The sequence below is a fragment of the Archangium lipolyticum genome, assembly GCF_024623785.1.
GTDB classification, from domain to species: domain Bacteria; phylum Myxococcota; class Myxococcia; order Myxococcales; family Myxococcaceae; genus Archangium; species Archangium lipolyticum.
In genome coordinates this window covers 272745-292656 of sequence record NZ_JANKBZ010000006.1, presented here as the reverse complement: position 1 = coordinate 292656, position 19912 = coordinate 272745, and the positions used below count along the sequence as shown (strand labels likewise).

Sequence of the window (19912 nt, the reverse complement as noted above, 5' to 3'; positions counted from 1 at the left end):
GAATGCACGCGGCGCGGGGGGATGGCGCGGGGGGAGCAAGCGCTACCTCCCCCCGGGACGGGCCGTGTTTCGGACGGCTAGTGCGTCAGCGCTCCGGCCAACCGGCTCAGCGTCGCTGCCTGCTCGGCCGTGAGGGCCTTGCCCGACTGCGCCTCCACCTGGTGCCGGTAGGCGGCGAGCTGGTGGTTCGCCGCGGTGGTGTTACCCCGCTCCGAGGCGCTCTTCGCCGCGTCCAGCTTCGCCCCCAGGCTGTTCGCCTGGCCCGGCGCGGCGCCCGCCAGGAAGCGGCTCGTCAGCGCACGGAGCGAGTCGAATGTCGCCCGCACCGTCACGCTCACCTGCCTGCTCGTCACGTTGCCCGCCCGGTCGCTCGCGAGCAGCGGGAAGGTGCTCGTGCCCAACGGCAGGTTCCACGCGGCCTCGCTCACCACCGGGGCACCGCACGGGTCCAGGTCCAGTCCGGAGAGCGCGTCCGCCGCCGTGCAACGCACGACCACCGTCTGCTCCACCGTGTAGCTCCCCTCGCCGCTGACCCCCAGGCTCGGGGCGGTGCGGTCGATGCGGACCCCCAGCGACTTCACCGGCTCCGCGTTCCCCGCCTGGTCCACGGCGCGGAACTCGAGGGCATGGACACCCTCGGACTCGAGCCGCACCTCGGCGGACGCGCCCGCCACGCTCACGAGCGGAGCACCCGCGAGCCCGTACTCCAGTCCGCTCACTCCCGAGCCGTCCGTGTCCGTGGCGGCGAGGCCCACCGTCACGCTCCCGTTGTTCCAGCCGAAGCCGTTCGGCGCCGGAGAGGCCGTGGCCACTGTCACCGGCCCCCGTGTGTCGAGCCGCAGCTCATAGGTGTACGTCACCTCGCTCCGGTTGCCGGAGCGGTCCTCGGCGTAGAGGGTGACGGTGTTCATCCCCTCGCGCAGGGTGAGCTCGTGGGTGAAGGCGAGCTCGCTGTTCTGGTCGGGGAAGCGCAGCGCGGGGACGCGCAGGAAGAGGTCCGCGGGCCGGCCGTTGATGTCCACCCGTCCGCCGACGTCGCCCCAGCTGTTCATGCCGCTGTCGGCCACGGCGCCCGCGAGGGTGAGCCGCGGGTTGGAGACCACTCCGGGCGCCGGAGCGTCGATGGAGAGCCGCGGCACCGTGCGGTCCACGAAGAAGCGGGTGTACGTGGTGCCGAAGGTGAACGTCGTGGCGCCCGGCAGCCGGTACCACACGCCCATGTTCCAGTTGCCCTCCCCCAGCAACTGGCCCGCGCTGGTGCGGCCGTTCCACCGGTACGTCCGGCTCCCGGGCTGCGCCGGCCCCTGGTTCGCCGTGTAGCGCGTGCCCGCCATCGAGCCCAGGTACCAGTCCGCCAGCGGCTGGCCCACCTTGAAGCTCACGTCCACCGACTCGCGGCCGTTCGCCTGCGTCCCGATGAAGAGGTTCGCCAGCTGGAGCTCACTCACCGGCAGCTGGTGCACGAAGAAGAACGGCACCCGGTAGCTGTTGCCCGGCTCCTCCGTATCGATGAAGCGCAGGTAGCCCTCGTACTCGCCCGCGGCGGCCACGGCCGGGTCCACCGATACCGTCAAGCCGACCTCCACCGCGCTCCCGTCCGGGCGCACCTGGGTGACGCTCGGCGCCACCGTCACGCCGGGCCAGCTCTTGAGCAGCTCCGCCTTCACCTGGTAGCCGCGGCCAGCCGTCCTCGGGGTGACGGTGAGCGTGTGCGTGGCGGTGAAGCCACTCTCCGGCGTCAGCATGCCGAAGCGGATGCTCCCCGGCGCGATGGAGACGGCGGGCTCCATGGCCCGGGACAGGTTCATGAAGCCCGCGCCCTGCTCGAGGGTGCGGTAGCTGTCACCCGTCAGCGTGGTGAGGTTGCCGGCGGTGTTCATCAGGGCCGTCTTCACCTCGAGCGGCGTCCACTCGGGGTGCATCTGCCTCAGGAGCGCCGCCGAGCCGGCGGCATGCGGGGCCGCCATCGAGGTGCCAGACAGGGACGCGTAGCCGGTGGCGCTGATGGAGAAGGGCACCGCGGCGACGATGGCCGTGCCGGGCGCGCTGACGTCCGGTTTGATGAAGAGGTCCGGCGTGGGCCCGCGCGAGCTGTCCGTGCTCATCTGCGGGCCAGGGTTGAAGTCGCTGACGACGACGAGCGGGTTGGCCAGCACCTTGCGCCCGTTGGCGTAGGAGAGCGTGATGCTCGGCAGTCCCAGTGCGGCGGTGGTGAAGTCGATGGCGCGGGCGGCATCGTTATAGAGGAGGATGCCCGCGGCCCCGGCGGCGGCGGCCTGGTTGGCCTTGTTGACGAAGGACACGTCTCCCGTCCCGCCTCGCTGGGCGATGACGAGCTTGCCCACCACGTTCTTGCCCGCGTAGTCCGAGGGCGCGTTGCCGTAGCCCACGTCCACCACCTGCAGGTGGGTGCCGAGCAGCGATGCCGGGAAGGGCGTGCCGTAGGCGCCGCCCTGCAGCGCCTCTCCCGTGGCGGCGAGGGTCGTGCGCGGGTACTTCGTCGCGCGCGCGTCCGAGTTGCCCACGCCGATGGTGTCCGGCGTGGCCGCGTACACGCCCGTGGTGTACGTGCCCGGCCCGTTGTTGCCGTTGGAGTTGGTGACCACGACGCCGGCGCGGATGGCGTTGGACACCATCTCTCCCCAGAGGTTGTTGGCCTGCGCATAGGTGGTGCCCAGTCCGAGGCTCATGTTGGCCACGTCCGCACCCTGCGCCACCGCGTAGTCCAGGCCCGCCATCACCGCCGACAGGTTGCTCGGCTTCCCGCTGGTGTTCGTGCCCAGCACGCGGATGGCCAGCAGCTTCGCCCCGGGGGCCACGCCCTTGAGGCCCGCCGCCGTCGCCGCCACGTGGGTGCCGTGGTACTCCCCCGCGCCCTCCTGGGGATCCGCGTCGAGGTCCACGAAGTCATAGCCGCCCTGCACCTTGCACCCCGCGCCGAGGCATCCGCCCAGGTCCGGATGGGTGTAGTCCACGCCGTCATCCAGGATGGCCACCACCATGCCCTCGCCCCGGTAGCCCCGCGCCCAGAGCGCCGGTGCGCCGATGGCGGGCACGCTCGCGGTGAGCTCGGGCGCGGGCGCTGGCGCGTCCGTGTCCTCCCGCAGCCCCTGGTTCCTCACCACCTCCGCGTCGGGATAGATGCCCACCACCCCGGGCAGCGAGGCGATCAGCTCCAGCTGGTCCGCGGGCACCGTGAGGGCGAAGCCGTTGAGCGCCTCCTCGTACACGTGGCGCGGACCGTTCTTCAGGCCCTGCCGCGCCAGCTCGCTGATGATGCGCCCGCGCTCGCCCCGGACCTTCTCCCGCTGCGAGCGCCGTGCCCCCTCCGCGATGGCCTGGCCCCGGTTCTTGTAGGCCGCTGCGTGCGCGGCCACCGGCTCCGACGCCAGCTTCACGATGACGGACACCGGCTTGCTGGTGCCGCGCTCGAAGGCCGACAGCTGCTCCTTCAGCTCGGCCGGCGGCTCCGGAATCCGGCGCGCCTCGGGCGGCGCCGCCGACGCGGAGTGGGCCATGAGCACGAGCACGGACAGCAGCCGGGAGCTCCCGCGGAGCCTCCTCGGGGTAGGGCGGGTCTTCACGTGATTCTCTCCTTCGTCGCCGGACGGGGCCGTCATCGGCGCTCAGGAGTGTAGAAGCAGAAAACCCGGAAGATAAAGCCCTGGTGGAAAATTGCCGTGATGCCGTGCCTGCCCTACATGGGGGACGCGTGGCTCCTCACCGCCAATCGCCGCCAATGCACGTCGCGTGGCAATCCGTGCTGACGGCGCACGCGTAGCCCATCAACGGCCCGAAGTCGCAGACCCCGTTGACCCTGCCCGTGCAGCGCGCGACTCCCCCGTCGCTGCCGAAGGTGTAGCCCTCCGGGTACTCCACATCACTGTAGGTGCACGTCCTCTCGGTCCCGCCCTCCGGGGGCGTTTCTCCGGGGGGCTCGTTGTCCCCAGGCTCTGGTCCGGCATTGCAGCCGGTGAGCAGGGGCACACTCAGGACGGCCACCAACAGGCCGCGGGCAAGGATTAGCACGTCGGATGACCTCTTGCGGCTCGGCGGCTCGCCGCCTCGCGTGGAACTCCTCCGTCAGTTTCTTCTGCCTCCGGCTCCTGGTCCAGGACGGTCCGGCACGGGCGCACGGCGGCGGACAGAGCGGCCAAGGGGGCGTAGACCCTCACCCCGGCCCTCTCCCAGAGGGAGAGGGTGATCGGAACCCGTGGTGGTCCTCTACCCTCACCCCGTCCCTCTCCCATAGGGAGAGGGGTTGTTGGCGCGGGGTTGTTGTTGCTCAGTGCTCCTTCGAGAAAACGAAAATGGAAGTCGGGCGGACCCGTTCGGGTATAAGGCAACCACCATGCGAGTCGCACGTACCAGCCAGCTCTTCATCCCCACCCTCAAGGAAGCTCCGACCGACGCTCAGGTCGCCTCCCACAAGCTCCTCGTTCGAGCTGGCTTCATCCGCCAACTCGGCGCCGGCATCTACAGCTACCTCCCGCTCGCCAAGCGCACCATCGCGAAGGTGGAGCAGATCATCCGCGAGGAGATGGAAGCCATCGGCGCCCAGGAGTTCTTCCTCCCCGCCCTGCATCCGGCGGAGGTGTGGAAGGAGAGCGGCCGCTGGGACGTGATGGGCGACAACATGTTCCGGCTGAAGGATCGCAAGGGTGGCGACTACTGCCTGGGCATGACGCACGAGGAGATCTTCACCACCATCGCGCGCGCCGAGCTGCGCAGCTATCGGCAGCTCCCTCAGGTCTGGTATCAAATCCAGACGAAGTTCCGCGATGAGCCGCGGCCCAAGTCGGGTCTGCTGCGCGTGCGGCAGTTCACGATGAAGGACGCCTATTCCTTCGACGTGGACGTGGCCGGGCTCGACAAGAGCTACGAGGATCAGCGGCGTGCGTACGAGCGCATCTTCACGCGCTGTGGCCTCGATTTCGTGGCGGTCCAGGCCCACTCGGGCTCCATGGGTGGGCGCGAGTCCTCCGAGTTCATGGTGCGCACGGAGGCGGGCGAGGATCTGGTCGCCGCCTGTCCGAAGTGCCGCTATGCCGCCAACACCGAGACCGCCACCTCCCGCCTGCCGCAGGAGGCGGACGCGCCTTCCCCGGCGAAGTACGAGAAGTTCGCGACCCCGGGTGTCGTGACCATCCAGGCGCTCGAGAAGCCGCCGTACGGGGTGGCCGCGAAGAAGCAACTCAAGTCGCTCGTCTACATGGCGGACGACAAGCCCGTGGTGGCCGTGGTGCGTGGCGACCAGGAGCTCAACGAGGCCAAGCTCCAGACGGCGACCGGTGCCCAGTTCGTCCGGCCGGCGCACCCGGAGGAGATCGTTCCCCTCATGGGCGCGAGGCCCGGGTCGCTCGGGGCCGTGGGGTTCACCAAGGCGCCCGTGTTCGTCGACCCCTCTCTCGAGACGCGCACCGACATGGTCACCGGTGCCAACGAGGACGGCTTCCACCTGCGCGGCGTGGACGTGAAGCGCGACATCCTGTCCCATGGACGCCTCGCCGACCTGCGCACGGTCACCGCCGGGGAGGGGTGCCCCCGGTGCGATGGGACGCTGGATGTCTTCAAGGCGCTCGAGGTGGGTCACATCTTCAAGCTGGGGACGAAGTACTCGGAGTCGATGAAGTCCTCCGTGCTCACCCCCGAGGGCAAGGAGACGCCCATCGTGATGGGCAGCTACGGCATCGGCGTCGACCGCATCATGGCGGCGTCCATCGAGCTGCACCATGACGAGAACGGCATCATCTGGCCGCTCTCCATCGCGCCGTTCCATGCCACCGTGCTCACGCTGGGTTCGGAGCCGGAGCTGGTCCAGGCGGCCGAGGGCGTCGTGAAGTCGCTCGAGGCGGCGGGGCTGGAGGTCCTCTACGATGATCGCGATGAGCGCGCGGGTGTGAAGTTCAAGGACGCCGACCTCCTGGGCATCCCCATCCGCATCGCCGTCGGCAAGAAGGGGCTCGCCGAGGGGAAGGTCGAATGGAAGCTTCGCACCTCGAAGGCCGTGGAGCTCGTCCCCGTCGCCGACGTGGGCGCCAGGGGCGCGGCGATCCTCTCCGAGCTGAAGCGGTCCTGAACCACGAGCCGTGACGGAAACAGAGGCGCGGACCCCTGTCGGGTTCGCGCCTTTGTCATTCGCAGCGGTTGGCCTCGTGCCGGCAGTCATGGCCGGAGCGGTCCAACTCCAACTGGTAGAGCGATTGGAGGGCCTCGTTCTCCAGGGACACTCCCACCCGGCGAGGGCCCGTGCCCGGCTCGTTGAGGATGATGTCCACCGTCTCCAGGGTCCGTTGAGGCGCTGGATCCGCCGGGGCCGCTACCACGTCCCGCTTGCTGAAGCGCCGCCAGGAGCCGTTCCCGCTCCCCACCGTCGCCGCCGTGTAGAAGCCCTCGGCGCAGTTGGCCGCCCCGCCCACGAAGCCCGCCTGGTAGACGCGCGCGCTGTGATTGCCGGAGGCCGAGCACATGCCGCTGGACGTGCCGGCCTCGAAGCTGTTCCACACCACGCACCCGTTGACGATGGCCGTGCCGCTGCCCGTCTGCTCGCGCGAGGCCCCATACCGCACGTACCAGCCCGCCTCCAGGGACCCGGCCTCCTTCGCCCCTGACATCACCTGCCCGTCCGCGTCGAACTGGGACACGTCCACCAGCTTGTCGTCCGTCAGCAGGCCCGCCTCGTACGCGGCGGCCTCGGTGCTGGTGTTGAAGGTGCGCGCCTTCTTCACCCCGTAGCTCCAGAAGCCATAGAAGCGGTGGGGGCTGGTGGCCGGCAGTGGCTTCGTCGCCGCGAGCTGCGTCCAGTCATTCCTCGTCACCCGGCAGCCCCAGGACGTGCCCGTGCCATCGCAGGTGTACTCCACCTGGCCCGAGGCGCTCGCCGTACAGCCATTCCCCGCGCCGTAGTCCCAGGCCAGTGACACCTTCGTCGCGCCGCAGGTCGCGCCGGCCGCGCCCGCGGGCGTTGCACGGCTGGTGTACGCGTAGTCCTCGTACGTGGTGGTGGAGCTCCAGGCCGTCGAGCCCCCGCGCTCCACGGTGACGGTCTGGCTCGCCCGGCAGCCGAGCTGCGCGCACCCCAACGGGTTGGAGAGCCGGCACGTCGTCCCTCCGCTCTCCGCGAGGTTGTAGCGGTCACCCGTGCCCACGAAGGTGCGCAGGTAGCCCGTGTCCGGCTGCACCGTGTTGGAGGTCATGTAGCTGAAGGAGGGCCGCACCGTGTCCGGGCCCGGGGCCTTCACCTGGAAGGCACGGGCCGCGAACCAGTTCCCCACCCGCCCCTCCGCCGTGCGCTCCCCGGGCTCCCAGAAGCGCACCGTCCACACCTGGCCGCCGTAGTCCGCCACCGTCGCGGTGTCGAAGAGCAGGTCCCCATCCGGCTTCGAGCTGAGCTCGCCGCCGATGTCCATCATCGCCACGCTGGCCGCGAAGGGATGGCGCAGGTGCTCGGCGCGCGCGCTCCCGTCGCCATGGAAGAAGCTCCACAGCGTCTCGCCCGTCTTCATGTCCACCATGGCCAGGCCCCGGCCCCGGCTGAGCGAGCGGTCATAGCCTCCATTGAAGAAGACGACCCACTCCTCACGGGCCGCCTTGCCATTCACGCTCCAGGGGCCCTCCGGGTCCGCCAGGGCCACGGGGCCGATGGGCGGAGGCCGGGGCGCGAAGTGGCCATCGCTCTCGCCCAGTTGCAGCGCGAGCGCGTCGCACGGCTGGGGCCACATCCACAGGAAGTCTCCCTTCTGGCCCGGCGCGCGGCCCGGCTGGTTCGCCCCCGGGCTGCGCAGCAGCGCCGTCAGGTCCAGCGCGAAGCGGTGCACCCCGCCCGTGCCCGAGCCCACCACGGCCACCGTGCGGAACTCGCTGGCCTGCTTCTTCCCGTCCGCCACCGCGTCTCCAGGTGTGCCCACGCCGTCCAACCACACCTCGCGCACCATGGGCGTGCCGTCCACGAACCAGCCATGCCTGCCCAGCTTGGGCAGCAGCTTCGGCAACAGGTCCGGCGGCACGAAGGCCCAGAGCTCCTCGCCCGTGCCTTCGTCGTGCTGCGTCAGCCCGGTGAGCGGGTCCTCCCCGGAGCGGCGCCCGTTGTGGATGGCGTGCAACATGCCGCCGTTGGAGCCCACCAGCACCACCCGGTCGCGCTCCTGGTGGAGCGACACGTACTCGTCATAGGCGTCGTGCATGCGGCCCGTGCCCGCCTCCTCGTACTGCTTCTGCTCCGTGCGGCCGGCGAAGAGCGTCTGCAGGCACTGCTGCGAGAAGCCGCAGAAGGCCCGGGGCATGGGCGGTTCCACGTTCTGCGGCGCCGAGTGGAAGATGTCGTGCAGGAGGAAGGGCCGGTCGAAGTCGCGCCGGGCCTTGTCCGGATTCAGCACGTCCGCGCCCCGGTAGTAGCGGATGACGGCGCGGGCGCAGTCGTCCGGCCCCAGCTTCTCGCCGGCCACCGTGCACCCGCCGTCGCCGATGCCCAGGGACTCGCGCAGGAGGGGAGCGTTCGCCTCGGTGAACTCCACCGGCGTGTCGTTGGCGTCGAGGCGCCCGTCCGGGCCTCCCAGCGGGCCCCCGTTGTCCACGAGGGTATAGAGGTTGCGCGTCTTCCATCGCTGGGTCGGCGCCGCCGTGGCCTTGAGCTTCTGGCCCGCCTCCCAGAAGGGCCTCGCCGGTTGCAGCCGGTCCTTCACCTTCACGAAGTCGCCCAGCTCGTCCTCCGCCACGGCATCGCCGTCCGCGTCGATGAGGTGGACGTCCTCGCAGTCCTTGTCCCCGTTGAGGTCCTTCGGGTCCGCGCCACTGGCCGCCTGCTCCGGCTTGCAGCCGAGCAGCAGCTCCGAGGCGAGCTTGTAGCGGTACAGGTAGCCGCGCCACGGCTCGTCCCGGTCCCGGCCCGGACGCAGGCGGGGCACCAGCGTGCCCCCCGAGCCGCTCAGCTGCATGCCGGACACGGACGCCGTCGCGAAGGACGTGGCGCGCCGGTCCACGTTGGCGATGATGTCCTGCAGCGCCTTCTTCAATCCCACGCCATCATTGGCCGAGTGGTAGAGCCCACCGCCCACGCGGGCGGCGTTCTTGAGGATGTTGGCGTTCACCCCGAAGCCGATGGCGTGGATGGTGAGGCTCTGCTGGCCGCTGGTGTCGAAGTCGCCCACCACGGCGGGGTTGCCGCGCTGCAGATCCTTCGTGGCGAGCAGCTTCGCCACGTCATCCAGCTTGTGCTGCGCGTCCTCCGGGCACGGCTCCGTGGCGGGGCACGTCACCGGGCCGCCGTTGAGGAACTCGAGGGCGGCGGCCGGGACGTGGTCATCGGCGCTCGGCTCGCCGTCCGTGACGATGACGATGGAGGTGGCCTGGCAGCCCCAGCACCAGCTGCGCTCGGGGCGGGAGAGGGACGCGTTCTGGAAGCCGCTCTTGAGGTAGCTGGCGTCGAAGCCGAAGGTGTCCGTGTAGAGGCCGTTGTCCGAGGAGAAGTACTGCCCGACGTTGAGGAGCGACTCGGCCAGCGGGGTGGCGGCCTTGAAGCGCAGCGCGTCCACCGCGGCCAGGTAGCTGGTGCGCGCGGTCTCGAAGGCGTTGGGGTCCGCGCGGAGCTGGTCGCACGTGGGGCCCTGCGGCAGGGACATCAGCGCGCCGTGCACCGTGTTGTCCGCGTTGAAGGAGCTGAGGCCCACGCGCACCCGCCGCATGTCCTTCAGGATGGACTTGAGCGTGGCCTTGGCCGTCACGTACTTGGGCGGGTTGAAGTTGAGGAAGCGGCCCGTGAAGACATACGTGAGGCGCCTCGGGTCGCTGCCCGGCTTCGAGCCCGTGGCCCCCGGCCGCTTGTAGAAGCCCTTCTGCTGGAGGCACGAGAGGCACGCGCCGTAGGCCGCACGCGTCGGGTCGCTGGACGCCGGGTGCTGGTACGCGCAGGCGTCCTCCTTCGTATTCCACTGGGAGGCCGGGGCGTTGAGATCCTCCCAGAACATGTACGCGTAGAGCTTGTCGTCGCTGAACAGACCGGGGTGGTCCGGATCCGGCACCGGGTAGGCGACGTTCGGATTCCACCCGTTGGCGGCCTCGACCGCGAGCAGGTCCGGCTGGGTGCAGCCGTCTCCGGAGGCGAAGAAGGCCTCGTGGTTGCCCTCGTCCACCTGGGGCAGCTCGCGCATGGAGGCCGAGGTGTCGATGAGGAAGTGCACGTTGGGCGGCGTGCCCTCGCTCGTGAAGAAGCGCTCGTCGCCGGTGAGGTCCTCGCCGCGCAGGGCCTCGGCGGCCAGCGAGGTGGTGAGCTGACAGCAGGCGGGCTTCGGCGTGGACTCCTCCGGACGGGCGAGCGCGGGAGCGAGCAGGAGCGCGGTGGCGGACAGGCGGCGGAGATGGCTCCAGGCATTCATGGGGGGATTCCTCGGGGGGCTACTGCAAGCCGACACGGACGACGAACTCGACCTCGCGCTCGGGGCCGCCGGGGTACTCCTGGCAGAGGGCCGTGACGGCGTACCAGTAGGCGCCCTCGGTCGCGTCGCCCAGGGTGTTGCTGATGTCGCGGGCCGAGTCGCGCGAGGCGCCCACGGCATTGGCGGGCAGGCGCTCCACGTTCGTCAGCGTGGGGGCGGGCGCGCCCCCGGGAGCGGGCGCCGCGGGCGTGCCGGTGAAGTGGCCCGCGCGGATGATGCCCTGGCCATACGCGTCGGCGAGCTGCACCTGGGCGGCGCTGCCCGGGGTGAGTACCCGCAGGCGCGCGAGGAACAGGTTGCGCGCCGCCTGCGTGCAGGCCGAGAGCGCGTCGTCGCGCGTCTGGAGCACCGCGGCGTTGCGCTCGGTGCCGGTGAAGGTGATGGCCCCCGCCACCAGCAGGGTGGCGAGGACCACGACGATGAGCGCCATCACGAGGGCCATGCCCCTCGGGGCCTTGGGACGGGGACGCACGGGCTCAACCTCCTCCCGGTTGGACGGGGATGAACTGGGAGCGCATCAGCAGGTTCTTGGGGGCGATGGCCTCGCGCAGCACGGCGCGGGTGAAGCCGCCCCCTCGCGGGTCGAAGGCGCTGGCGGGCGTGGTGCCCAGGTTCTCGAGCTGGCGCCAGGACGTGGTCCCCGTGGGGAGCGCGGGGCCCTCGGCGCCCGGGGCTCCCGGAGTGAGCACGTCGTCCCCCTCGCGCTGCGCGTCCGGCCGGGTGCTGCGCGCCACGAGCGTGAGCCGGACCTGGCGGATGTTGGCCGGGTGCGAGGTGAGGCGCCGGGGCGAGGCGTACGCGTCGTTCAGCCGGGGCCTGTCCGTCTCGGGCGCTCCGGTGTGCCACGTCTCGCCCCAGGGCACGGTGTCGTCCACGCCCACCAGCGGCGGCGTGTCCTTGCCCAGCGCGTTGAGGATGTAGGCCACCTGGAGCTGCTCGATGCCCACGGCGATGGGCATGGCGTCGGTCCCGTCGATGCGCCCGTCTCCGTTGATGTCCACGCCCCGGTGCTGCATGAGGTAGGGCGTGGCGCCGGGAGTGGCCGGGTCCCCGTCGTCGTCGAAGGAGGCGACGTAGAAGCTGGTGCGCTCCACCTTCACCACCACCGGCGGCTCGCCGTCATGGAAGCAGGCATCCCCCAGCTCGCCGTGCTCGCGGAAGAGCGCGCCGGGCGGCCCCGCGGGCGAGTCCACCGGCGCGGCGGTGGTGTCCAGCCGGACCGAGGTGGCCTTCGCGGGCGCCGTCTCTCCCACCGTCACGTAGGCGTAGCGGATGGCGCCGGGGCAGAGGACGAGGAGGATCTCCCCCTTGCGCAGCGGCCGCTCGAGCGCCCTGTCGAAGCGCAGGTAGTCCGAGCCCACCTCGGTGGCGAGGCGCCGGAAGTGGAGGGAGCGCGCGTGGACGGTGAGCCCATCCGGGTAGCCATCGGCGCGCGCATCACCAGCCGCGTCGTAGGAGTCATAGGCGAGGATGGCGCGGTCGGGGTCCACGCCATACCCCGCGTTGCGCACGTGGTGCTCCACGAAACCCAGCGCCTGCCGGACGCTGGACTGCACCGCGCGGCGGCTCGCGTGGGCCTGGTACTGCGAGGCCTGCGAGATGAAGACGAGCCCGATGCCCGCGAGCACCACGGCGCCCACCGCGGTGCCGACGAGCAGCTCGACCAGGGTGAAGCCTCGAGGGCCGTGACGCGCGCGCATGCTCAGATCTCCGGGATGGCCGCGGCGCCCCGGCCGATGGCGTGGGGGTTGAACTTCACCGCCCAGACGTCCACCTGCTTGAAGCCCCCCGCCGTGGTGGGAAAGCGCACCATGACGAGGATGCGGCGGGCCTCGGTGCTGCCATCCGCGCCCTTCACGGGAGCCACCCGCCAGGCCACCTCGTAGGTGCTCTCGGCGCCCACGGTGGCCTGCGCCGCGCCGAGCAGCGGGCGCGCCCCGACGAGCCCCACCGCGTCCGAGAGCTTCACCCGCCCATCCGCCTCGTCGAAGCGCGAGAAGCGCGGGTCCGCTGGGTCGATGGTGCTCTCGGCGGACAGCAGCGCGTGGTCGAAGGGCAGGCGCTCGAAGGCGTCCACCAGATCCCTGGCCACCTTGCTCGCGGTGGACTGGCGCCGGGCCAGCCCGTTCTGCTGGCTGGCCAGCACGTTCATGTGCAGCACGCCGAGCAGGCCGATGGAGAAGACGGCGAGTGCCGCCATGGCCTCGACGAGGCTGACGCCACGGGCGCTCGGGACTCGAGAAGACGGAGACATGGTGACGGTCCTCCTAGAAGACACGGACGGCTCCGGCCGGCGCGGCGATGACCACCCAGCGAGGCGAGCCGGACCGGCCACCGCCCGAATCCGGTGCGAAGGCGACGACACCGCCCGCCTCGGCGCCGCCCGTCATCACCTGCACGGTGCCATCGGGAGAGAAGCGGATGACCCCGCGCGCACCGCCCGTGCCCTCGGTACAGAAGGAGCATCCGCCGAGCAGCCGGCCCGAGCCGGACGGGGTGAGGGGAATGGAGGAGAAGGGGGCGGGCAGCGCGCGCGGCTCCGAGCCGGAGGCGCCGAGGTCCAGGAAGCCCAGGCCGCTACTGTCGGACAGCCGCAGGCGCTCGTGCTGGACGCCTCCCACGGTGGCGATGTCCGTTACATCATCACTGGCCCAGTTGTAGGCGCCGAGCGCATCCGCGCGCTCCAGCAGCGAGACGCCGAACGTGGTGCCGTCATCGTGGAAGACGACGTAGTGCGGCACGCCCATGCTGGTGGCGCGCATCTGTGCGGCCGTGTACAGCGCGCTCACCTCGAAGGCGGCGTTGCTCACGCGCACACGCGCGGTGCCATGGAACACCGCCACTCCCGCGAGCGTCACGAGGACACCGAGGATGGCGACCACGACCATCACTTCAACGAGGGTGAAGCCTGCGGAGCGGGGCCGGACGGACACGCGGAGGACTCCTTCCGCCCGCCTGCCTGTGCAAAGCACGGCCCACCCGTACCCCAGGGCGGGGATGACCTGTGCAAGTCCTCGGAACGAGGGGGAACGCCTCTATCCCGGGTGACCGCCGGAGTTACCCCGGACTGGCCTTTCTACCGGAAGAGAATTTCCCATCTTGTAACCATTGCACGCCCGCCTGCCCTGGATGAGGAGCGCTCCGGCCACGACGCTCCCTCGCGGGATGCCGTGGCCGGAGCCGGGCGGGATTCAGGGGGATTGCCGTTAACTACCAGGTGCCCTCGTCCTTGTCCGAGGGGTACTTCAGGGTGGTGAAGATGGGCCCGCCCTCGTCCTGGTCCGAGGGGTACTTCTTGGTCTGCACGGGGACGCCACCGCCCGCGGCCTGCTCGAGTTCCTGAGCGTCCAACAGCCGCGCGAAGAACGGCTTCTTGCCCTGCAGCGGTGCCTTGTTCAATGCGTTCTTTTTCATGTCCAGACTCCATGTGGCCTGCTGGCCAATGTGGGGGGTGTATGAGCAACCGCGGCTCACCGTGATGGGCACCTCGGGTGAGTCGGTTGCTCATGGAGATCGAGTCCCCTGGAGCCGAATGTCACGGACCGCACGACGGGCCCGTTCTTCCGCCTGCTCGGTCTGCATCGCGGGGGTCGGGCCACCAGGGATGAAGAAGGGGATGCGTCTTCCGACCGTCGGTTAGGTTTCAGGGTAGTGGTCGAAACCAAGGAGCCCCGCCATGTTGCGCCCCCTGTCCGATGACCTCTTCGTCCTGGATGTGCCCTTCCACATGAGGGGCTTCGACCTGGGCGGACGAATGACGGTGGTGCGCCTGCCGGAGGGCGGCCTGTGGCTGCACTCGCCCGTGAAGCTGGACGCCGCCGTGCGCCAGGCGGTGGATGCCGTGGGGCCAGTGCGCTTCCTGGTGGCGCCCAACACCATGCACCACCTGTCGCTCGGGGATTGGGCCGCGGCGTACCCCTCGGCCCGGGTGCTCGCGCCCGCGGGGTTGCGCGCCAAACGCAAGGACCTGCGCATCGACGTGGAGCTGTCGGACGTGATGGACGTGGGCCAGTCACCCACCGTCGAGCTGCTCCTCGCGCGCGGCATCCCCAAGCTGGAGGAGTTCTCCTTCCTGCACCGCCCCAGCCGCACCCTGCTGCTCGCCGACGTGGCCTTCAACATCCACGACTCGCACTCGTGGCTGACGCGCAACTATCTGAAGCTGTGCGGAGCCTACGAGCGGCTGGCGCCCACCTGGCTGCTCAAGACCATGGTGAAGGACAAGGCCGCGCTGCGGGCCTGGAGGGACCGGGTGCTCTCCTGGGACTTCGACCGCGTGGTGCCGTGTCATGGCCAGGTGCTCGAGCGCGGTGGCAAGCAGGCCATGCGGGAAGCCTTCGCGTGGCTCTAGGCACGGTGGAACCGGGGGAAGACCCTCACCCTGGCCCTCTCCCAGAGGGAGAGGGGACATCCACGGGTGCTTGCCGGGTTGCTCTCCGGCCTGACTTGGAGAGGAGGGAAGACGGTTCGACGGATTGCTGCGATGATCCGCCCCCCATCCCATGCGAATCGACCGACTTCTCGCCGGCCTGTTCCTCGCGATGCCCATCGCGTGTGCGTCGTCCCCCTCCCTCCGCTCCGATTCGGCCCCCGTGTCGATCGCGGCCCCTGGCTCCCTCGCGGTCCCCGCGGCCTTCCGGGGCGGGGACGACCTCCGGGTGATGACCTTCAACATCCAGTCCGGCCGCCACGGTCTGGACAAGGTGGCCGAGACCATCCGCTCCGCCTCTCCCGACATCGTTGCCCTCCAGGAGGTGGATGTCGGTTCGATCCGCGCCAATGGGATGGATCAGCCCGCCGAGCTCGCCCGGCGCACCGGCCTGCCCTATTACGCCCACTTCCGTACCACCACCCTGCACGGCGGTGACTACGGCGTGGCGCTCATCTCCCGCTTCCCGCTCGAGTCCGTGGAGCAGCATCCGCTGCCCGTGGAGCCCGGCACCGAGCCGCGCACCGTGGCCCGCGTCCTCATGAAGGTGAACGGCCAGGAGGTGAGCATCTACGTCACCCACCTCACCCGGCGCCCCTTCAATGGCGACGTCCGCATGCGCCAGAGCGCGGCCATCATGAAGCTGCTGGCCTCAGACTCCCGGCCCAAGCTGCTGATGGGCGACATGAACGACACGCCCGACTCGCGCTCGCTGCGGCTCTTCAAGCGCGAGCTGGTGGACGTGTTCGCGCTGCGCGGAGAGGGCCCCTCGGAGACCTACCCGCTGCCCGTCATCCCCAACCTGCGCATCGACTACGTGCTGGCGTGCGACCACTTCATGCCCAAGCGCAGCCAGGTGCTGCGCGTGCGCGCCTCCGACCACTACCCGGTCGTGGCCGACCTCACGCTGCTCGGGCCCGCGAAGGCGCCCGCCGTCGAGTTGGTGCAGCGCTCGCCGGAGGCCGCCGCCTCCACCGCCGGTAGCAAGTAGTCCGGCCGGCTCACTCCAACTGCAGGCCGCAGTCGCTGCACGCGCCCTGGACCAGGGGCGCGGCCGTACCGCAAGCGGGGCAGGGCAGCTCCCCCTCCTCCGGCACCGCCTGGGGCGCCCGGCCCGCTGGGACGAGCCCCTCGCGCTCCAGGCTGTCCATCCAACGTTGTTGGAGCAGGCTCGCGACCCGGGGCGTGTCCTCGGGGCGCACGAGCACCTGGAACTTCGGCGAGCAGCTCGGCTTGCTACATGCCTCGCGGTGCACGAGCGCGGGCACGCCCTCGGCGAGGCACGCCTCCACCAGCTTCCGGGCATCCGCGAGCTGCATCTCCGCGCACGGCACCACTTCCGCGTCCGCCAGGACCTTCTCTGCGTCGTGAGGAGTCATCATCGGCTCCCAGTGAAGCGCAGCCGGGCGCAGCCGTCCACGGTCCTCGGGTGCTGCTCCCGTCCGGGTGGAGGGGAAGGGAGCCGCCAGGGCCCCGCGAGGCCCGGTTACCTTCCGGGGGCCGCGGTTTCCCCGGGTCCGGCCGAGGCGATGAGCTTCTCCAGGATGAGGAAGAGGGCCCGGCGATCCCGGAGGTCCAGGTGGCCCAGCAGCCGGTCCATTCCCTGGACGAGGGTGCGCTCCAGCTTGCGATACATCCGCGCGCCCGACGCGGTCAGCCGGCAGTGGACGACGCGGCGGTCCTCGGGGTTTCGCTCGCGCTGGACATGGCCCTCGCGTTCCAGCCGGTCCACCACGCCGGTGACCGTCTTCTCGGTGATGCCCAGCCGCCGGGCCAGCCCTCCCATGGTCAGGGCCCCGTCCTCGCCCAACCACAGCAGGGTGTGGATTTGCGGCGCGGTGAGCTGCATCCGCTCGCACCCGCTGGCGAGCGGATCCCTCAGCGAGTAGAGCCGCCCGAGCGCGAACAGGAGTTGGCGGAACCGGTCGACATCGCCGGTCTTGTCTTCGACCGTGGAGACCTTCCGTGACACGGAGTTTCCTCGTCCAGACCGGCCTGGTTTCGGTCCTGGGTGCACCTGCTCCGGTGGGGCGAAATGTTGGCTCGCTCCAGCCGGAAGAGAAGCGGCCATCTCGTGCAAGGGCCTGGGGGTTGTGCCCGAGCCGCTGGAGAGCGGGCGTGCATCCAGGCTTCCCCGGGATGACGTGAGGAGTCATCGCGAACGGAGGAACCTCGCGAGTCAGGCTCCCCGCTGGTCCGGCGGGGAAGGGGGCTTCCAGTTGGCGTCCTCGCGGAGCGTGCCGAAGTTAGGCCCCAGAAACCTCACGCGGCACAACCAGGAGCGACAATGGACGCCATCGAACTGTTGACGCAGCAGCACGAAGAGGTCGACGAGCTCTTCGAGAAGTTCGAGAAGGCCATCGAGAAGGGTGATGACTCGGTGATGGACCTGTTCGTGCGCATCGCGGACAACCTCGCCGCGCACGCCGTCATCGAGGAGAAGATCTTCTATCCCAGTGTCTACGTCGGCCCCACGGCGGACAAGCTCCAGGAGGCCGTGGAGGAGCACCTGTCGGTGAAGCGTGTCATCGCCGACCTGCTCGACATGGACCCCATGGACGCGCAGTTCAAGGCCAAGATGAAGGTGCTCCAGGAACTGGTCGAGCATCACGTGGAGGAGGAGGAGAAGGATCTCTTCAAGAGCGTGAAGAAGCTGATGACGAAGGATGAGCTGGCGGTCATGGGCGAGCAGCTCGAGACGATGTTCTCCGAGCTCATCCAGACCGAGCCGCGCCTGCAGGTGCCTCGCGAGACCGATGAGGCCGCGCCGCTGGCGTGAGCTTTCGGGCAGGGCCGGACGCCTCGCGGGGATGACTCGCGGGGCGTTCGTGTGTCCAGCACCGGAGGGGTGTCCTCGGAGCGGAGCCGCCGACGTAGATTCGAGAGCGCGTGGCGATCGTCAAGGCGCTGTGAACCAGCGGTGGTCCACGGAGGCGAAGCCCGCGAGCAGCTCCCCGGCGAGCCGGGGCCGCGTGGTCTTCTCGGGCCGGCGCAGGTAGTCGTTGAGCACCCGGCCCCGGGCATCCCGGCGGAGGCTCGGTTTCGACAGGTGTAGCTTCGAGCGCTTCACGCCTCCGCCCGCGCGGTGCACGAACGTCACCGTGCCGTCCCTGTCCACGCGCTCCACCACGCCGATGTGCGTGAGCCCGTCATTTCGCCGCCCGTCCCGGTTGCGGTCGTACGTCTCCCGGAAGAAGACGAGGTCTCCCGGACGCGGCTGGTCGCGCAGCGCGCCCAGGTTGCGCGCCTTGCGGTAGATGGCGGCCACTCCGCCCTCTCCCGGGAGGGTGCGCTCGGGCATCAGGCTCAATCCATTCTTCTTGTAGGCGAGGTTGGCCAGGCCGGAGCAATCGTCGTTCACCGAGCGGCTCACCCTCCTCAACGAGGACAGGCCCACCCAGAGCGAGGCGCGGGCCGCGGCCCGGTTCGCGAGCGACAGGGACGCGGCCCGGGTGCTTCGACTCGGAGTGGCCCGGCGCGCGGCCTCGGCCTGTGGCGCCGACAGGAGACCCACCAACAAGGCACACAGCGAAAAAGCACGGTGCATGCCAGATCCCCACCAGCAACCGGCGTGCCCTTCGCTTTTTCCGGCCGAGGTGTCCATCCGGAGACGGAGACGGTCCCCGCATCTGTCCTGCACGTGGAAGAGGTCTGCCCAGCCTGTTTCCCGAGCGACGCGCTCTAGACTCCACTGTTCATGCGAGCCCTGTCGAAAATCTGGCTGTTGTGGATCGGGTTGTTGGCCGCTTGCGCGACCTCGAGTCCCTCCCTGTCCGAAGGCAGTGGAACGCCGGAGGTGGTGGCATCCTGGGAGGAGGGCTGTGAGGACGAGCGGAGCCTTGTCCTGCTGTGTCAGGAAGATGGGGAGGAGTGCGGCTTCTTTCGCTGCCGGGAGGTGGTGCCCCGCGAGCAGGTGCTGCTGGCATCCCGCGGTGGGGGTCCCAGCTACATTTTCAATCATCATTTCGACCCCAAGCCTCCGCAGTTCGTTCTCCCTCCGGGGCGCTGGGTGCGGCACCACATCTTTCCCCAGGCGGAGGAGCTCGCTCGGTGGTTCCATCGACAAGGAGTGCCGGACATCCATCAATTCACCATCCTCATCCCCGAGCATGTTCACATCCGCATCCACAGCAGAGGGCCTCGCGGCGGTCTGTGGAACATGGCATGGCAACAGTTCAAGGACGCCAACCCGAGTGCACCGCCAGAAGCCATCTACCGCCACGCAGGAGAGCTGATGTTCCGTTTCGAGCTGACAGGACCCGTTGTGCCGTACGCCCGAGGAGGAAGGTGAGCAGATGCCGAGGTTCTATTGGCTCCGGTTTCCCGCGCACTCGCGCTACACGGGCAACCTCAGTGCCAGGCACAAGTGGGGCGGCCTGCCCGGGGTCCGCTGCCCCGAATGTGGAGCCACGTGGGCCGGGAGCGCCACGGCCTATCCGAGCGCGGATCTATCATCCCTTCCGGAGCGCAAGGCATTCGAGGCGCCCCGGCCGGAGCCCTTCGACGAATTCGTCCGGCTGCGCGAGCTGGTTCGGCCCCTCGTACCGCCAGGGGCTCAACTGCTTCCAGGCGCCGAGTTCGGTCCCCTGGTGGGCACGGCCACCGGGACCTTCAGCCCACTCTTCTTCTATTTCACGACCATGCCGTTGATGCACCGCGAGGCGTTGGAGCAGCTCCAGTCCGAGGGTGTGCGGGGCCTGCGTGGTCTTCCCACCGAGCTGCGCTTCCGGCAGAAACAGCATCCGGAGCTGTTGGAATTGGAGCTCCTGCCTCATGGCCGACTGCATCCGGACTGCACGCCGGAGCGGCCTCCTCCCTGTCCCAAGTGTGGGCATGACTATTTCACTCGTCCGGAGGAGCCCATCCTCGATGCGGCGACACTCCCGACACACACGGACCTGTTCCGGTTGGCCGACTTCGAGACAATGCTCATTGGCACCGACTGCTTCGTCGAGGCCGTACGGCGCCTGGGGCTGGAGGATGTCGACTGTCGCGAGCTCATGACTCGCTGAGACTCTTGGTGTGCACCAGAGGACACGTGTGTGTTCCTGGT

17 protein-coding genes are annotated in these 19912 nt (G+C 69.8%); 6 read left to right on the top strand and 11 right to left on the bottom strand.

Annotation, left to right across the window (positions count from 1 at the left end; genetic code table 11):
- Nucleotides 1–77: 77 nt before the first annotated feature.
- The gene (locus NR810_RS16125; protein WP_257453496.1) at nt 78–3584 is read right to left on the bottom strand and encodes a S8 family serine peptidase; all 3507 of its coding nucleotides are present in this window, start codon (nt 3582–3584) and stop codon (nt 78–80) included.
- A gap of 136 nt (nt 3585–3720) precedes the next feature.
- Nucleotides 3721–4029 carry a hypothetical protein gene (locus NR810_RS16120; protein WP_257453495.1) on the bottom strand — a complete coding sequence of 103 codons (309 nt, stop codon included), beginning with the start codon at nt 4027–4029 and terminating at the stop codon, nt 3721–3723.
- Between the two features lie 322 nt (nt 4030–4351).
- Here NR810_RS16120 and NR810_RS16115 point away from each other — a divergent pair, with 322 nt between their 5' ends.
- Nucleotides 4352–6079 (top strand): proline--tRNA ligase, encoded by a 1728-nt coding sequence (locus NR810_RS16115; RefSeq protein ID WP_257453494.1) that lies wholly within the window; start codon nt 4352–4354, stop codon nt 6077–6079.
- Nucleotides 6080–6134: 55 nt separating this feature from the next.
- Here the strand turns inward: NR810_RS16115 and NR810_RS16110 are convergent, their stop codons facing one another.
- The 6 genes from NR810_RS16110 to NR810_RS16085 form a co-directional block, all read right to left on the bottom strand.
- Nucleotides 6135–10370 carry a pilus assembly protein gene (locus NR810_RS16110; protein WP_257453493.1) on the bottom strand — a complete coding sequence of 1412 codons (4236 nt, stop codon included), beginning with the start codon at nt 10368–10370 and terminating at the stop codon, nt 6135–6137.
- 19 nt (nt 10371–10389) lie between these two features.
- Nucleotides 10390–10902, bottom strand: coding sequence for a hypothetical protein (locus NR810_RS16105; RefSeq protein WP_257453492.1), 513 nt, complete (start codon nt 10900–10902; stop codon nt 10390–10392).
- Nucleotides 10903–10906: 4 nt separating this feature from the next.
- A complete protein-coding gene (locus NR810_RS16100) occupies nt 10907–12130 on the bottom strand; it encodes a prepilin-type N-terminal cleavage/methylation domain-containing protein (RefSeq protein ID WP_257453491.1) in 1224 nt (407 codons plus the stop codon).
- Nucleotides 12131–12132: 2 nt separating this feature from the next.
- Nucleotides 12133–12684, bottom strand: coding sequence for a type IV pilus modification PilV family protein (locus NR810_RS16095; RefSeq protein ID WP_257453490.1), 552 nt, complete (start codon nt 12682–12684; stop codon nt 12133–12135).
- 13 nt (nt 12685–12697) lie between these two features.
- Nucleotides 12698–13363 carry a pilus assembly FimT family protein gene (locus tag NR810_RS16090; RefSeq protein WP_257453489.1) on the bottom strand — a complete coding sequence of 222 codons (666 nt, stop codon included), beginning with the start codon at nt 13361–13363 and terminating at the stop codon, nt 12698–12700.
- Between the two features lie 277 nt (nt 13364–13640).
- The gene (locus tag NR810_RS16085) at nt 13641–13844 is read right to left on the bottom strand and encodes a microviridin/marinostatin family tricyclic proteinase inhibitor (RefSeq protein ID WP_257453488.1); all 204 of its coding nucleotides are present in this window, start codon (nt 13842–13844) and stop codon (nt 13641–13643) included.
- 262 nt (nt 13845–14106) lie between these two features.
- On the opposite strand from NR810_RS16085, the gene NR810_RS16080 reads away from it, so the two are divergent.
- Entirely contained in the window at nt 14107–14781 is a 675-nt protein-coding gene (locus tag NR810_RS16080; protein ID WP_257453487.1) for a DUF4336 domain-containing protein, read from the top strand.
- A 151-nt stretch (nt 14782–14932) separates the two neighbouring features.
- On the top strand, nt 14933–15850 hold the full coding sequence (locus tag NR810_RS16075; protein WP_257453486.1) for an endonuclease/exonuclease/phosphatase family protein: 918 nt from the start codon (nt 14933–14935) through the stop codon (nt 15848–15850).
- A 10-nt stretch (nt 15851–15860) separates the two neighbouring features.
- Here NR810_RS16075 and NR810_RS16070 read toward each other — a convergent pair whose 3' ends face one another.
- Together NR810_RS16070 and NR810_RS16065 are read right to left on the bottom strand one after the other, a co-directional pair.
- Complete coding sequence (locus NR810_RS16070) at nt 15861–16238, bottom strand: hypothetical protein (RefSeq protein ID WP_257453657.1); 378 nt, start codon at nt 16236–16238, stop codon at nt 15861–15863.
- Between the two features lie 107 nt (nt 16239–16345).
- Entirely contained in the window at nt 16346–16831 is a 486-nt protein-coding gene (locus NR810_RS16065; RefSeq protein WP_257453485.1) for a MarR family winged helix-turn-helix transcriptional regulator, read from the bottom strand.
- 315 nt (nt 16832–17146) lie between these two features.
- Here NR810_RS16065 and NR810_RS16060 point away from each other — a divergent pair, with 315 nt between their 5' ends.
- Nucleotides 17147–17638: a hemerythrin domain-containing protein gene (locus tag NR810_RS16060; RefSeq protein ID WP_257453484.1), complete on the top strand. Its 492-nt coding sequence runs from the start codon at nt 17147–17149 to the stop codon at nt 17636–17638.
- A 120-nt stretch (nt 17639–17758) separates the two neighbouring features.
- Here the strand turns inward: NR810_RS16060 and NR810_RS16055 are convergent, their stop codons facing one another.
- Nucleotides 17759–18406 (bottom strand): C40 family peptidase, encoded by a 648-nt coding sequence (locus NR810_RS16055; RefSeq protein WP_257453483.1) that lies wholly within the window; start codon nt 18404–18406, stop codon nt 17759–17761.
- Nucleotides 18407–18556: 150 nt separating this feature from the next.
- On the opposite strand from NR810_RS16055, the gene sitA6 reads away from it, so the two are divergent.
- Both sitA6 and sitI6 read left to right on the top strand, forming a co-directional pair.
- Entirely contained in the window at nt 18557–19150 is a 594-nt protein-coding gene (gene sitA6, locus NR810_RS16050; RefSeq protein WP_257453482.1) for a SitA6 family polymorphic toxin lipoprotein, read from the top strand.
- Nucleotides 19151–19154: 4 nt separating this feature from the next.
- Nucleotides 19155–19871, top strand: coding sequence for a SitI6 family double-CXXCG motif immunity protein (gene sitI6 / locus NR810_RS16045; protein WP_257453481.1), 717 nt, complete (start codon nt 19155–19157; stop codon nt 19869–19871).
- The last annotated feature ends 41 nt before the right edge of the window (nt 19872–19912 follow it).